The organism is Janthinobacterium sp. SUN033 (assembly GCF_030397595.1).
In the GTDB taxonomy this organism is placed as follows: domain Bacteria; phylum Pseudomonadota; class Gammaproteobacteria; order Burkholderiales; family Burkholderiaceae_D; genus Janthinobacterium; species Janthinobacterium kumbetense.
Genome location: NZ_JAPQNV010000006.1, coordinates 20,916 through 36,687 on the forward strand (window position 1 = coordinate 20,916; position 15,772 = coordinate 36,687).

12 protein-coding genes are annotated in these 15,772 nt (G+C 51.0%); all 12 read left to right on the forward strand.

Annotated features, from left to right (window positions below; genetic code table 11):
- Positions 1–17 precede the first annotated feature (17 nt).
- The 12 genes from OX460_RS23405 (at position 18) to OX460_RS23460 (ending at position 15,703) form a co-directional block, all read left to right on the forward strand.
- Positions 18–722 (forward strand): DUF4197 domain-containing protein, encoded by a 705-nt coding sequence (locus tag OX460_RS23405; RefSeq protein ID WP_289900092.1) that lies wholly within the window; start codon positions 18–20, stop codon positions 720–722.
- 379 nt (positions 723–1,101) lie between these two features.
- On the forward strand, positions 1,102–4,038 hold the full coding sequence (locus tag OX460_RS23410) for a YjbH domain-containing protein (protein ID WP_289900093.1): 2,937 nt from the start codon (positions 1,102–1,104) through the stop codon (positions 4,036–4,038).
- A gap of 53 nt (positions 4,039–4,091) precedes the next feature.
- A complete protein-coding gene (locus tag OX460_RS23415; RefSeq protein ID WP_289900094.1) occupies positions 4,092–6,020 on the forward strand; it encodes an SLBB domain-containing protein in 1,929 nt (642 codons plus the stop codon).
- A 104-nt stretch (positions 6,021–6,124) separates the two neighbouring features.
- Positions 6,125–7,345, forward strand: coding sequence for a GNVR domain-containing protein (locus OX460_RS23420; protein ID WP_099666288.1), 1,221 nt, complete (start codon positions 6,125–6,127; stop codon positions 7,343–7,345).
- A 57-nt stretch (positions 7,346–7,402) separates the two neighbouring features.
- Positions 7,403–8,173 carry a glucose-1-phosphate cytidylyltransferase gene (rfbF, locus tag OX460_RS23425; protein WP_099666289.1) on the forward strand — a complete coding sequence of 257 codons (771 nt, stop codon included), beginning with the start codon at positions 7,403–7,405 and terminating at the stop codon, positions 8,171–8,173.
- Positions 8,173–9,240 (forward strand): CDP-glucose 4,6-dehydratase, encoded by a 1,068-nt coding sequence (gene rfbG, locus OX460_RS23430; protein ID WP_099666290.1) that lies wholly within the window; start codon positions 8,173–8,175, stop codon positions 9,238–9,240. The genes rfbF and rfbG overlap by 1 nt, the downstream gene beginning before the upstream one ends.
- 30 nt (positions 9,241–9,270) lie before the next feature.
- On the forward strand, positions 9,271–10,596 hold the full coding sequence (gene rfbH, locus OX460_RS23435) for a lipopolysaccharide biosynthesis protein RfbH (RefSeq protein ID WP_289900095.1): 1,326 nt from the start codon (positions 9,271–9,273) through the stop codon (positions 10,594–10,596).
- A gap of 177 nt (positions 10,597–10,773) precedes the next feature.
- Positions 10,774–12,030: a lipid II flippase MurJ gene (locus OX460_RS23440; RefSeq protein ID WP_289900096.1), complete on the forward strand. Its 1,257-nt coding sequence runs from the start codon at positions 10,774–10,776 to the stop codon at positions 12,028–12,030.
- 9 nt (positions 12,031–12,039) lie between these two features.
- Complete coding sequence (locus tag OX460_RS23445; RefSeq protein WP_289900097.1) at positions 12,040–13,056, forward strand: glycosyltransferase; 1,017 nt, start codon at positions 12,040–12,042, stop codon at positions 13,054–13,056.
- A gap of 6 nt (positions 13,057–13,062) precedes the next feature.
- A complete protein-coding gene (locus OX460_RS23450; RefSeq protein WP_289900339.1) occupies positions 13,063–13,695 on the forward strand; it encodes an acyltransferase in 633 nt (210 codons plus the stop codon).
- Positions 13,692–14,825, forward strand: coding sequence for an NAD-dependent epimerase/dehydratase family protein (locus OX460_RS23455; protein WP_289900098.1), 1,134 nt, complete (start codon positions 13,692–13,694; stop codon positions 14,823–14,825). The genes OX460_RS23450 and OX460_RS23455 overlap by 4 nt, the downstream gene beginning before the upstream one ends.
- Positions 14,822–15,703 carry a glycosyltransferase family 2 protein gene (locus tag OX460_RS23460; RefSeq protein WP_289900099.1) on the forward strand — a complete coding sequence of 294 codons (882 nt, stop codon included), beginning with the start codon at positions 14,822–14,824 and terminating at the stop codon, positions 15,701–15,703. The genes OX460_RS23455 and OX460_RS23460 overlap by 4 nt, the downstream gene beginning before the upstream one ends.
- Positions 15,704–15,772: the final 69 nt, after the last annotated feature.

The following is a 15,772-nucleotide window of genomic DNA, read 5'->3' on the forward strand; positions in this document are numbered from 1 at the left end:
TTTAGAAAAGGAAAACTATGCGCCTGAACCCTTTCCCTGGTCGTTCGGCCGTCCTCCTGTGCGCGTTGGTGTTGCTGTCGTCCGGCGCAGGCGCCGCCGGTCCCCTGGATGCCCTCAGTAACCAGGATGCGAGCAATGGCTTGAAGGCGGCGCTGGAAGCCGGATCGGCCGCCGCCGTTGCCAAGTTGGGCATCGAAAATGGTTTTCTCAATAACGACAAGGTGAAGATCAAGTTGCCCGGCATCCTGGAACAAGCCAAGCCCTTGCTGAAAATGACGGGCCGCGGCCAGCAACTGGACGATCTGGTGGTGTCGATGAACCGTGCCGCCGAATCGGCCGTACCCATGGCCAAGCCATTGTTGCTCGACGCTGTCAAATCGATGAGCGTGAGCGATGCAAAAAATATCCTGTCCGGTGGCGATACCTCCGTCACGGATTTCTTCCGCCAGAAGACATCGGCACCCCTGGCCGTCAAATTCCTGCCCATCGTGAAATCCGTTACCGACCGTTCCGGCCTGGCTAGCAAGTACAACAGCACCATGAGCCAGATCGGCAAGACGGGACTGGTGCCGCAGCAGCAATCGACGGTGGAAGGCTATGTCACGGACCGTGCGCTTGACGGCCTGTACCTGATGATCGGCGAGGAAGAAAAAGCCATCCGAAGCAATCCGCTCGCATATGGCAGCAAGATTATCGGCAAAGTATTTGGCAGTTTGAAGTGACCTTTCCCGCCTGCCGCAGCGCCGCAGGCGGCGTTTGCGGTGCAGGGGCAGGTGTGGCGCTAGGGAAACAAGTTAAGCATTTGCTACAAGAAAACAATGTTAAAATTCTGCGACATATATTCCTGAGGCATGATTAAGCAACGATCTGTTGCCCGGGAGTGCCTAGTTTTAGTGGCGAACTGATACGTGGCATTGCAAGATGCCCGTGGGTTGGCCTTTTTTCGTTTCATTCACTTTTCCCCAAGCTCATTGATTTTCTGAAGACATTGTCAGGAATTCCAGGTGCAGGATCTTTAGGTAGCCGGATTTGTTAAGCGTACTCAGAAAATCAATCAAATATACCTGGTGTGGCTGTCTGGTGCTTGGCGCGCCTTCGGTGATGGCCGCGACCCCGAATCATGGTGGCCAGTCCGGGTATATCAATATGCCCAGCGCCGTGGTGGAAACGGATGGCACCTTCAGCGTCGGCTACAGCTACGACAGCCCGTATGGCCAGTTATGGGCGACGGCCAATATCCTGCCTTTCCTGCAAATGACGGGACGTTATGTGTCGATCACGGGCATACCTGGTTTTACCAATGTGCCCGGTGAATATGGCAGTGGCTATGGCCGCTACAAGGATAAAGTCGTCGACGGCAAATTGCGCCTGTGGACAGAAACGGAGTGGATGCCGTCCGTTGCCGTCGGCATGACGGATTTGTTCGGTACCGAGCTGTTCAAGGGCCAATATGTGGTTGCCACCAAGACATTTGGCGTCAGCAAGAATATCGAAGCGAGCCTCGGCTATGCTCATAAACGCCCGGACGGGGTGTTCGCCGGCGCGCGCTGGACGCCGGCCGCGCTGCCACGCTGGTCGGTGGTGGCCGAATACGATACAACGAATTACTTGCGCGACTTCCGTGCCAGCGAAACGGACGCCGGCAAGCGCCGCAAAGGCGCGTCCGTGGGCTTGGAGTACCGCTGGGGCTGGCTTGCCTTGCAAGCGGCCCGTAACCGCGACCAGTTCAGCGTGAACGCCTATATCAGCATTCCGTTTGGCGAACGCGAGTTTGTCCCCAAGGTGTACGAACCGCCGTATTTCGTGGATGACAAGAATCCGCCACCGCTGCCAAGCAAGGAAGAATGGCACCGCGACGCCGTGTATGGCGCCGACCTGGTCAATGCCCTGGTGAAGCAGGACTACAAGAACATCCGTGTCGACCAGGAAGGCAATGTCCTGAGCCTGAGTCTGACCAACAGCCGGATTTCGAACATGGGTCGCGCCGTTGGCCGTGCCGCGCGCACGGCTGTCGCCTTCGCGCCAAAGGGCGTGACGACCTTGCGCATCACGTACACCAAGCTGGACCAGCCAATCGCCACTTACGAATTCTTTGACCTGCCAAAACTGAACGACTATCTGGCCGGCAAGATCGACCGCAAGGCCTTCCTCGACGTCGTGCTGCTGCGCTACCCTGAAAAAAGCGACGTCATCCGCGATGATCAGCAAAGCTGGCTGCAGGAATTCCTCGACAAGCCAGCGCCCGTCGTGGCCGCCGCACCTGCACCGGCACCGGTACTTGCTGCGGCTCCTGCCAGCGCGCCTGCTGGCGTTGCGCCAGCGGCAGCTACCGCTGCCGTTTCCGCACCGGCTCCCGCCAACGCCGCCAATGTCCTGCAGGACGATGGCAAGCTGGCCGTCGGCGTTGGCGTTGATGGCGACGTGGTGCAAATCAAATCGCTGGACCGGGAAGCGAACCGTTTCAAGGTCGCTCCCAAGGTGGGCTTCTTCTTCAATGACCCGAGCGGTGCCTTCCGTTATTCGATCTCGGCCGTGGCCAACTACGACCGCCGCCTCGGCGACGGCCTGTACCTGAATAGCGCCGCCAGCCTGCAGTTGCTGGAAACCGTATCGGGCGTCAAGCAGCCATCGAACAGCAATTTGCCGCACGTGCGTACCGATATCGCGGAGTATTTGCGCGGCGGGCGGTTCTCGCTGAGCCGCGTCTTGCTGAACAAATACAACAATCCCGCCGAGCGCGTGTATACCCGCATGTCGGCCGGCCTGTATGAAGACATGTTCCGCGGCGTGGGCGGCCAGGTGCTGTACCTGCCGAAGGATAGCCGCTGGGCGGCCGACGTGGCTGTCGATGCCTTGCAGCAGCGTGGCTACAAGGGCTTGCTCGATTCGCGCGACTACAAGACGGTGACGGCGATCGGTTCCCTGCATTACCGCTTGCCGCACGATATTACCGTGACGGCGCGCGCCGGCCGCTTCCTGGCCAAAGACACGGGCGTGCGCGTGGAGTTCAAGCGCCGCTTCCAGTCCGGCATCGAAGTCGGCGCGTGGTACACGCATACGAACGGCAACGACATCACCAGCCCTGGCACGCCGTCGAAGCCGTATCAGGACCGTGGCATCTTCCTGTCCGTGCCGCTGAACAGTATGTTGCCGATGGATACGCAATCAACGGCCGGCTTTGCCATTGCGCCATGGACGCGCGACGTGGGGCAGATGGTGGCCTCGCCTGGCGACCTGTACGACATGTTCGAGCGCCCGCGTGCCGACATGCACAGCTACGATGGCCTGGGCAACTTTGCCGAGCGCCCGGACGAACAGCACCTGCCTGCCGTCAATCCGCCAGACCGGCCGTTTGTCAGTCCATGGCCCGCCATGCGAGCGCGCCTGGAGCAATCGTCTTCCGCCTTGCCGCAACCGGCCGAGTGGGTCAAGGCCACGGCCCTGATCGGCGGCGTGGTGGTGGCCTCCGCCTTGAGCGACAAGCCCGTCGACCGTTTCGTGAAGAAACACGAGGACTCCAAGGTCTACCGCAACTGGGACAAGCTGGGCAAGGCCATGCCGTATGCGGCAGTGGGCGCCGCTGCCGCTGCTTTCGCCCTGGGCGATGACCGCATGCAAAATACGGGACTCATTTCCCTGCAATCGGTTGCCGCGGCAACGGGCCTGGCCGTGGCCGGCAAATATGCGTTTGGCCGCGCCCGTCCCGAGGAAGACCTCGGGACGTGGAGCCGCGTCGGCAGCGGCAGTTCCCGTTCGAACTCGTCGTTCCCTTCCGCGCATGCCGCGATCGGCTTTGCTGCCGTGACGCCATTTGCCAAGGAATACGATGCGCCATGGTTGTACAGCGTGGCCGCCGTGGGTTCCGCCGGCCGCGTGTTCGGCCGCAAGCACTGGGTGTCCGACACGGTCGCCGGCGGCATCGTCGGCTACGCCATGGGCAGCTGGCTGTGGCACGCGCAGCGCGACCAGAGCAAATCGGGTTTGTCGATCAATCCCGGCCCGAAAGAAATCAGCGTGACCTGGCAGGGCAAGTATTAAGCGCACATGGCGCTCCCTTTACTCATACAACATTCATCCAGACAAAGACCAGCATGAAAAAGCAATTTCGTACTCCCCCGCCTTTCGTGAAACACATGATTTTCTCGGCTTTCCTGCTGGGTGCAACTTCGGCCTATGCCGTCGAACAGGAACTTGGCCCAACTGACATGCCCCGCACGGATATTTCTCGTGCACAGGCGAATGAAATGGGCGGCAGCAGTTTGCCCAGTATTCGCAGCGGACGCGGTGAGCAGCGTCAGGCAAAAAAAGTCCCCGTCAACAGTAACGGCAAACGGAGCATTGTGGGTACTGGTACTGATGTTGATGCGCCAGTCGGGGCTTTCGAAGAGTATGTCGATGGCGTGACCGGTAAGAAATTGAGGATCTTTGGCCAGGATCTGTTCGGCGACGTGCCGTCCACCTTTGCGCCGCTCGATGGTGTCCAGGTGAACCAGGAATACGTGATTGGCACGGGTGACGAGTTGCAGGTACGCGGCTGGGGCATGGTTGACATTGACGTCAGCGCCACGGTTGACCGCAGCGGTGCGATTTTCATCCCACGCGTCGGCTCCATCAAGGTCAGCGGCGTGCAGTACAAGGATTTGCAGGGCTATTTGAAAAAGGCCATCGGCAAGATATACACCAATTTCGACTTGACTGCGAGCATTGCGCAAACGCGTGCCGTGCAGGTCTACGTGGTTGGCCATGCCGTTCGTCCCGGTACGTATACCCTCAATTCCATGAGCACCCTGCTCAACGCCCTGTTTACCTCGGGCGGTCCGGACGCTACCGGCAGCATGCGCAGTATTCAGCTCAAGCGCGGCAAGGATACCGTCACCACGTTCGACCTGTATGACATGCTGGTCAACGGTGACAAGAGCCGTGACGTCACCTTGCGCGACGGCGACGTGATCTATATTCCTGAGGTGGGCCCGCTGGTGGCCTTGACGGGCAGCGTGAAGCAACCGGCCATCTTCGAGTTGAAAGGCAACGCGACACTGGCTGATGTACTGAGCTGGGCCGGCGGTTTTGATTCGGCGGCGGAAACCAAGCAGATCGTGGTCGAAAAGAACATCGACAATCAATATAAAACCGTGCTGGAACTGGTAGCCGACAAAGGCGTTTCCAGCAGCCAGTTGGCCGGCATTGCCGTCAAGCCTACCGATATTCTGCGCGTGTTCGCACCAGGCGCTGTACCCGTCCAGGCACAAATCCAGAATGAATACGTGCGCGTGGCTGGCGAAGCAAAGCAGAGCGGTATTTTCTTGCTGAAAAAAGGTGAAACCTTGCGCGAACTGATCGCCCGTGTCGGTGGTGCCAATGAAAACGGCTACCTGTACGCCACCCAATTGAACCGCGAATCCGTACGCCGCGCCCAGCAAATCAAATTGAACCAGGTGGCCGACCGCTTTGAGCGCGACCTGGAATCGAATGCCACCCAGCGCATCTCCTCGAGTGGCGACAAGGAGAATGCGGCAAAAACGGCTGCTGAAGTCGAGCAGCAGCGCCGCATCGTGCAAAAACTGCGCACCGTCAAGGCCGAAGGCCGTATTGTGCTCGATTTGCCTGGCGTCGATACGCAAGTGAAAAACCTGCCCGATTTGCCCTTGCAGGACGGCGACTCGATCCTGATCCCGCGCCGCCCCGGCACCGTGGATGTGCTGGGTTCTGTCTTCCAGCAAAACGCGTTCGTTTATCGCTCACAGCGCACGGTCAACGACTATGTACAGCAAGCTGGTGGCATCACCGCGAATGCGGATAAATCCGAAATGTACGTGATTCGTGCGGATGGCACGGCGAAAAGCGGCCAAGGCACCGGCTGGTTCGGTGGCCTCGGCGGCACGGCGTTGAATCCGGGTGATACCGTCGTGGTGCCTGAAAAAATCGAACGCAGCACGTTCATGCAGAGCTTGAAGGAATGGACAGCTATTTTTTATCAGTTCGGTTTGGGTGCGGCTGGTTTGAAGGTACTGAAAGACTAATGCCAAGTAGATGCCAGGGTATCTTGATAGTTATGCGATATGCGTAAGACAAACGAACCTTGGTGACGCTGAAAATATGACGGGTTATCAACCGAGAGAAAAAGATGTCTGAGCAATTAAAAAATAGAGAGCAGAGCGTACCGATGAATGAAAATAATGATGAAATTCACTTATTGGATATATTGACTGCACTTGCCCGGCAAAAAAAAATATTGTTTATGGTGCCGTTGGTAACGGGAGTATTGGCAATCGCTGTTGCATTCCTGATTAAGCCGACTTTTTTATCGACAGCAGTCATTTTACCTCCTCAGCAGCAAAGCTCGGGAGTCTCTGCCATGTTGGGACAGCTTGGCGGGCTGGCTGGAGCCGCCGGCGGCATTGCAGGGTTGAAAAATCCTAATGATTTGTATGTTGCCATGTTGCAAAGTCGAACCATCGCAGACAAACTGATAAGTCAATTTGATTTGAAAACACGCTTTGATGTGGAAACATTAGACGAGGCGCGCAAGAAATTGGACGGCATGGCGACTGTCGTTAATGATAAAGCCGGAACTATTTCTGTGCTTGTCGAAGATAAAGATCCGAAATTTGCGGCCCAAATAGCCAATGCCTTTGTCATTGAGCTGTCGAATTTGACCAAGGGCCTTGCGATAACCGATGCTGCGCAGCGCCGCCTGTTTTTTGAAAAACAGTTAGTCGCGGTTAAAGACGACTTGGCGAATGCCGAAATTGCTTTGCGCAAGACACAGGAAAGTACTGGCATGCTGCAATTGGATGGACAAGTCGAGGGCATTATCCGTAACGTTGCCCAGTTGGAAGGAACGATTGCAGCCAAAGAAGTGCAACTGAATGCAATGCGGAGCTTTGCAACAAATAACAATCCAGATCTTATGCGTTTGCAGGGGGAAATACAAGGATATCAAGCTCAACTTGGTAGATTGAAAACAGGGAAATCATCCAAGGACGGCGATTTGATGGTGCCAACCGGAAAGATTCCTGAGGTGGGGGTTGAATATATACGAAGCTTGCGTAATGTTAAATATCAGGAAACCATATTTGAATTGCTGTCAAAACAGTATGAGTTGGCAAAAATAGACGAGGCCAAAGAATCGTCGAACATACAAATTCTCGATAGTGCAGTACCGGCAGAAAAAAAATCAAAACCGAAAAAAATGATTATTATTATTTTGGGATTTGTCGGTGGTGGATTCTTGGCATTGTTTTTGGCATTGATGCGTGATGCATATTTGCGGTCTGCTCATGATGAGGGCAGCAAATATCGTTGGAGCGCTCTGAAAAATGCTTGGGCGGGAAAAAATAATTGAATAGCGGGTATGCCTGGGCCTGCCTGCGGGTAGTAAATTGAAGAGTAAGGGAATTAAATGAAAGCTGTTATTCTGGCGGGAGGATTGGGAACCCGTATTAGTGAGGAAACATCAACAAAGCCCAAGCCGATGGTGGAAATTGGTGGCAAACCGATCCTCTGGCATATCATGAAGTCCTATTCTGCACATGGTGTTAATGATTTCATCATCTGTTGCGGCTACAAGGGCTATGTCATCAAGGAATATTTCGCGAATTATTTCCTGCACACGTCGGACGTGACGTTCGATATGCAGAATAATCAGATGGAAGTGCATGCGCGCAATGCCGAGCCGTGGAAAGTGACGCTGGTCGACACGGGCGACGAGACCATGACCGGCGGGCGTCTGAAGCGTGTCCAGCCCTACCTGGAAGGCGAAGAGGCATTCTGTTTCACCTACGGCGATGGCGTGAGCGATGTCAACATTACTGAATCGATCGCCTTCCACAAGGCGCACGGCAAGCTCGCCACCCTGACCGCGACCCAGCCGCCCGGCCGCTTTGGCGCGCTGAATCTGGATGGCAACAAGATCAACAGTTTCCAGGAAAAACCGCAAGGCGATGGCGCCTGGATCAACGGCGGCTATTTCGTGCTGTCGCCGCAAGTCATCGACTATATCGCCGAAGACAGTACCGTGTGGGAAAAGGCGCCGATGGAGCGCCTGGCGCGGGAAGGCGAAATGCATGCCTTCTTCCATCATGGCTTCTGGCAACCGATGGATACCCTGCGCGACAAGGTACATCTGGAAGAACTGTGGCAATCGGGCAAGGCCCCCTGGAAGGCGGCTTGATGAATCCCGCATTCTGGCAAGGAAAACGTGTTTTCCTCACCGGCCATACCGGCTTCAAGGGTGGCTGGCTGAGCCTGTGGCTGCAGCAGCTTGGCGCCGACGTGACCGGCTATGCGCTGGCGGCACCGACCACCCCCAGCCTGTTTGAGGTCGCCGACGTGGCCAGTGGCATGCAGTCGATCATCGGCGACGTGCGCGATGGCGACGCAGTCAAGCGCGCCATGGCCGCTGCGCGCCCGGACATCGTCATTCACATGGCCGCCCAGCCGCTGGTGCGCTACTCATACGCCAATCCGGTGGAAACGTATTCCACCAACGTCATGGGCGTGGTGCATGTGCTCGAAGCCGTGCGCGCCACGCCTGGCGTGCGTGCGGTGGTGAACGTCACCAGCGACAAGTGCTATGAAAACCGCGAATGGCCGTGGGGCTACCGCGAAAACGAGGCCATGGGCGGCTACGATCCCTACAGCAACAGCAAGGGCTGCGCCGAACTGGTGACAGCCGGCTACCGCAGTTCCTTCTTCCATGCCGACAAATACGCCGAACACGGCGTGGCTCTGGGCAGCGGCCGCGCCGGCAACGTCATCGGCGGCGGCGACTGGGCGCTGGATCGCCTGATCCCGGATATGCTGCGCGCGATCGGCGCCGGCGAGCCGGTAATGATCCGCAATCCCCATGCGATCCGCCCGTGGCAGCATGTGCTCGAGCCGCTCAGCGGCTATCTGACCCTGGCGGAAAAGCTGTATACGGCAGGCCCCGTGCATGCCGAAGGCTGGAACTTCGGTCCGCACGATACCGACGCCAAGCCCGTCGAATGGATCATCGAGCGCATGACGCAAGAATGGGGCGCGGGTGCCTCCTGGTCGCTCGATGGCCAGGACCATCCGCATGAAGCGACCTATCTGAAGCTCGATTGTTCCAAGGCACGCGGCCAGCTGGGCTGGCATCCGCGCTGGGACATCGGCCAGACCATCGCCAAGATCGTCGAATGGCATAAGGCCTGCGACCAGGGCGCGGACATGCGGGCAATGACGCTGGCGCAAATCGCCACCTATCAAAATACCTGATTAATTACCTAATAAATTGAAGGCTGTATCATGAGCGAACAACTGACCCAACAACAAATCCGCGAGCAGATCGCTGCCCTGGTGGCGCAATACGGCGCACTGGCCAGCGTGCCGAAACCCTTCGAGCCGGGCGTGACGGTGATTCCACCGGCCGGCAAAGTCGTCGGCGCCCCCGAGATGGGCCTGATGGTCGAAGCCTCGCTCGACGCCTGGCTGACCACGGGGCGTTTCAATGACGAATTCGAACAGCGTCTGGCCAAGTTCATCGGCGTCGAATTCCTGATCACGGTGAACTCCGGCTCGTCGGCCAACCTGGTGGCCTTCTCGGCGCTGACGTCGCCGAAACTCGGCGCGCGCGCCATCCAGCCCGGTGACGAAGTCATCGGCGTGGCGGCCGGTTTCCCGACCACCGTCAATCCGATTTTGCAATATGGTGCGGTACCCGTCTTCGTCGACGTGGAGCTGGGCACCTACAATATTGACGCCAGCAAAATCGAAGCGGCCATCACGGACAAGACCAAGGCCATCATGCTGGCCCATACCCTGGGCAATCCGTTCAACCTGGAAGTCATCGTCGCGCTGTGCAAAAAGTACAATCTGTGGCTGGTGGAAGATTGCTGCGACGCCCTGGGCGCCACGTACAACGGCCAGATGTGCGGCACCTTCGGCGATATCGGCACCATGAGTTTCTACCCTGCGCACCATATCACCATGGGTGAAGGCGGCGCGGTGTTCACCAACAATCCGGAACTGAAAGCGATTGCCGAATCGTTCCGCGACTGGGGCCGCGACTGCTATTGCGCGCCAGGCAAGGACAACACCTGCGGCCAGCGCTTCTGCTGCAAGCTGGGCACGTTGCCGGACGGCTATGACCACAAGTACACCTACAGCCACCTGGGCTACAACCTGAAGATTACCGACATGCAGGCCGCCTGCGGCCTGGCGCAGATGGACCGCACGGCCGGTTTCGTGCAGGCGCGCAAGGACAATTTCAACTACATGAAAAATGGCCTGCAGAGCTGTGCGGAGTTCCTGATCCTGCCGGAAGCGACGCCGAACTCGGATCCCTCGTGGTTCGGTTTCCCGATCACCCTGCGTCCGGAAGCGAACGTGGACCGTGTCAGCCTGCTGACTTTCCTGGATCAACACAAGATCGGTACGCGTCTGCTGTTTGCCGGCAACCTGACGCGCCAGCCGTACATGATCGGGCGTAACTACCGTGTCTCGGGCGAGCTGACGAATACCGACCGCATCATGCACGACACGCTGTGGATCGGCGTCTTCCCGGGCCTGACCCGCGAAATGATGGACTTCTCGATCAGCAAGATCGAAGAATTCTTTGGCGTGAATTTCTAATACATCTGAGTATGCATATCGTCGCTGAACTTTTGCAGGGCACTCTTTTGTTGCAACCAGATCGCTTCGATGAAATGCGGAGCTTTTTTGTAAAAACCTGCAATGAAAAATTATTGCCCGCGCTCGATATCGATTTTGAGTTGAAAGACGACGTTTAGTATGCTTCTCAAGTACAACATGCTCGCGGTTCTCGGCGCCGGAATTGGCCTGATGAACTCGGTGCTGGTATGGAAATTGTTTGGTACGGATATTAACTCTGATATCTGGTTATTGAATGTTGGAGTTATAGCGATACTAAGCTTGTTGGTACTGATTGGAGTAGAGCAGTTCCAGGTATTTTATACCGAGATATATCTAAGAAATAAAGAGGATGCTGCTGATTTCTTGGGAGGTGCATTTGTATGGGCAATAGTCAGTGGCTTAGTATTTAGCGTAGTTTGCTTTGTAATTGTTGATGCAATAATGGATGGATTTGCAGGAGGATTTGGAAGGCAAGCCAAGGAACTTGCCATCCCCGTATTTTTAATATTACTAATCCAGGTAGCTTTTTCGCCGCTGCTTCATGTAGTGCGCTGCACCTTGAATGTGCATCACTATTATGGTGCATCTTATTGCCTATCCTTGATATTGCCTTTAGGTCAATTATTAAGTTTACTTGTTTTTATTTTTCTTGATGAGCATGATGTTATTGAACTTGCTAAATGGAGCAGCTTTTCGATATTGGTGCAGTTGGTGTTGTATCCATTAATTTTGATCAAGTGGGCAAGTTTCCCCAAAAATATAGATGCAAAATTTTTCATTTCGTTCATAAAAAATAGTTTTACGATGCGTATTGGACATTCCTTTCATAATTTCTTTGTCGGAATGATATTAAACAATGCACTTTCATATCTGGCGCCAGGAATGATATCCATTTTCCAATATGCCAAGAAGTTTTCGGACGGTTTGGCGGGCGTTGCAATAGGACCGCAAGCCAATATATATCATGCCAGGCAGGCCAAAGCATGGGTTGAGCGTGATAAAAAACTATTTTATGTCAATGTAAAAGTTTATTTGAAAAATACCCTCCCGATTTATATGGTGGGAGTATTTTTAGTTTGGTTTATTATGCCATGGCTTCTGGAGATTCTATCTCAAGGACGTGATGCCGACAGCGTTATCGGGATTAAATTTGTATTTCTTGCTTTGGCTGCATGGCAAGGAATTATTTCGATAGAAACAATATTCGCGGGAGTCGTCGTTATCGCAAAGCGCAGCATGATTCTATGGATGGTCAATGGATTATTTATTATCAGCTTTTTTGTTACGGTAAAATTTATTCCAAATAATTTTTCTGTATGGTGGCTTGCCATTGCTGGACTGCTAACCCAGTGCATAAACTTTATTTTTTACGCTGCCTTTGCATGGCGATTAACCAATAAACATTTTCCATAAAGATAAATTATGCATTTGCCAAAAATTAGTGTGGTTATCCCTACTTATAATCGTGCTAAATATCTTGATCAAACAATAGGTAGTGTAATCTGCCAAAAGAATGCCGATTTCGAAATAATAATTTCTGATAATTGCTCAATTGATAATACTTCTGAGGTGGTCGAGAAATATTTAATGAATCCACGTGTTAAGTATTTTAAAAATACAACAAATATTGGGATGGTAAATAATTGGAAAGAGGCAGTGTTTAATCGCTCTAGCGCGGAGTGGTTTATTATTTTATCGGATGATGATTATTTTGTTAATGATGATTACTTGAGAAGCGTACTAAGCTGCATAGAGAAAAACGAAAACATTGTACTTGTGTACGGTGAAGGTACTATTTTTGATGAAACAAAGAAAGAAAGTACATTTCTTTCTTTGCCATTTCCCGATGTTGTCTCAGGTATAGATATTTTTATGTCGCGGGGTACAGTGAAACCCCAAGATGCAACTTTATGTAATATGGCATTCAATCGAAGATTAGCGATGGAGTTGAATGCATTCTCCAATCCGGATAATTTATCCTGCGACTCTGAATTGTATCTAAAATGTGCATTGCTTGGAAATGTTGGTATTGTCAAGGGAAACAATTCTGTCTATCGGTTTCATTCAAGCAACTTAGTTAATACAATTTCATCTTCTCCATCATTAAGATTGGGAAATCTTGATTTTATTTTTAATGTGCATGATTTTGCAAAAGATAAATTAAGTGCAAGTCAGATTAATAAATTTCTTGAGAATGTGAATGCAAAAAATGGAGTCCAATCATGCTTGTTGAAATCTGCAGCTATTGGTTTGGATCAATACATCCTGTGCAAAAAATATTTGCTTGAAAAAAATCATGGTTTGACAAATTTATTTATTGAAGAGCCGGCTTTCAAAATAAAATTATTTTTATGTCGTTATTTTGGAAGGGCATTGCCTTTTTATCTTGGTTTAAAAATGAAATTTTTACGGATGAAAATATCCAATTCCATTGGATGATAAGTGATGATTTTGAAAATTGTTAAATTTCTCCATTTGCCATTCCATGAGAAAGTTAATAGATGCTTTCTAATATTGGCTATTTTAAAAACAAAAATTTATTATAATTTTGTTTTTAAGAAAATTGGCAAGCGATCTTTATTATTTAAGCCACTTTACATCGGAAATCCTCAATGTATAGAAATTGGGAATAATACGATGATACGTTCGGGGGCTCGACTTGAAGTTGTTGGAGAGAATAATGCATGGGAGCCAGAATTGTTAATTGGCGATAATGTAAATATAGAGCAAAATGTACACATTGTTTGTGGTTCGAGAATATCGATAGGGAATAATGTTTCGATAACGGGGCATGTTGCTATTGTTGATGTGAATCATCCTTATAATGATATTTATAATCCAATAAAGGTTGGAGACAGAGTTCAATGTGAAGGTAATTATGTTGAAATCGGCGATGGTGTTTTTATCGGCTATGGTTCGATAATTCTACCAAATACCAGGATCGGAAAAAATTCTATCATTGGTGCTCATACGGTAGTTAATTCTGACGTACCAAGTTACTGCATAGTTGGTGGGAATCCGATGCGGATTATAAAAAAATATAATTTTGAGTTAAACGAGTGGGTAAAGATGCAATGAATATATTGATAACAGGTGGTGCAGGTTTTATCGGATCAAATCTTGCTTTGCAATTAATAAAAGAAGGACATGTAGTTACGATTCTGGATAATTTATCCCCACAAATTCATGGCCCGAATCCAGCCGTAACATCAATGCTGTATCGCAGTATCAAAGACAAAACAAATTTTGTACTTGGGTCTGTTACGGACCGCGCCGCTTGGGAATCTGTTTTACCTGGTCAAGATGCGATTGTGCATCTTGCTGCGGAAACTGGCACTGGGCAATCCATGTATGAAATACGCCGTTACGTAGATGTTAATATTGGTGGTACGGGTTTGATGCTGGATTTATTGGCAAATGGTTCATATCAAATCAAAAAAATTGTAATAGCGTCGTCGCGCTCGATTTATGGCGAAGGGAAGTATCATTCTTCTGCATTGGGTATTATCTATCCCGGTGCACGCAAGGATGAAGATATGCAAGCAGGTCGATTCGAACCTTTATGTCCAAAGACGGGAGAACCGTTGATGCTGCTTGCTACCGATGAAGACTCAAAAATTCATCCATCGTCAGTTTATGGTATTACCAAACAAAATCAGGAACAGATGGTAATGACGGTCTGCGCTTCAATCGGAATTGGCGCCACAGCTTTGCGCTATCAGAATGTCTATGGCCCTGGCCAGTCCCTGAGTAATCCTTATACCGGTATTTTGTCGATTTTTTCAACCCGGATTAAAAATGGAAATGGTCTGAGTATTTTTGAAGATGGCAAGGAGAGCCGTGATTTTGTATTCATTGAAGATGTCGTTGCTGCAACGACCCTCGCATTGACGAGTGACGCGGCGAATGGAGAAGTATTTGGTATCGGAGCTGGCGTTGCGACGGATGTACTCACTGTTGCCAAGTCATTGGTCGGTCTGTTTGGCAAGGAAGTACCCATCGAGGTGACCGGTGCTTATCGTCTCGGTGACATTCGTCACAATTATGCTGATATAGCCAAAGCGAAACGTTTACTTGGATTTCAACCTAAAGTGCCGTTTAGCGAAGGCATTGCTAGTTTCACAGCTTGGGTAAACGAACAGGAAGTACAGACGGATAACTACGAGTCAAGCATCGAAGAAATGAAAAAACGGGGATTGTATAAATGACCCCTCAAGTTGGTTTGGTAACTGTTTTATTCAACAGTGCTGATGTCTTGCCTGGTTTTTTTGAAAGTTTAACACGTCAAAAATTCTTGGATTATTGGCTATTCATCATTGATAATAGTTTAGATGATCTATCTTTTTTAAAGTCGCAAGAGTTGATAAAAAAGACTGGCATGCAGAATGTTACGTTGATAAAAAATGATCAGAATGTCGGTGTAGCAAAAGCGAATAATCAAGGTATTGCACTTTCACTGAAAATGCAGTGTGAACATGTCTTGCTTCTTAACAACGATATTGAGTTTAAAGATGCCGATTTATTGAGTCGCATGCTTGCATTGGCGAAAAAACGTGATGAGAAAATAGTTGTTCCAAAAATCTACTTCCACGACTCTGGATTGATCTGGTGTGCGGGTGGAGAGATTAAGAAGTGGCGCGGCAGCACGATTCATCGAGGCGAAGGTGATGCTGATATTGGGCAATATGATATGGCCGAATATACAGCTTATGCTCCAACATGTTTCATGTTGATCCACGCATCGGTATTTGAAAAGGTAGGAATCATGGATGAGCGGTATTTCGTATACTACGATGATACCGATTTTGTACTGCGTTGTAACCAGAATAATATTCATGTTTATTATTGGCCCGAAGGTCAGGTATGGCACAAAGTAAGTAGCAGTACCGGAGGGGATATGACACCTTTTTCGGTTTATTTCGGATCGAGAAATCGTATATATTTTATAAAGAAAAATTACCCTGCATTCGTAGCGTTAGTTGCTTTGACTTTTTTTATTTTGACAAGGTTTTTGAAATTTAAGCTATATAGGTTGGATTTACGTAAGAAGTTAATCTCAGGTATTTTTGATGGTTTCAAGATGTAATATCTTCCACTGCGTGGTAGAAGCAGTGCCATTTAAAGATATGCTGTATTGCAATATGCCACTACTGAA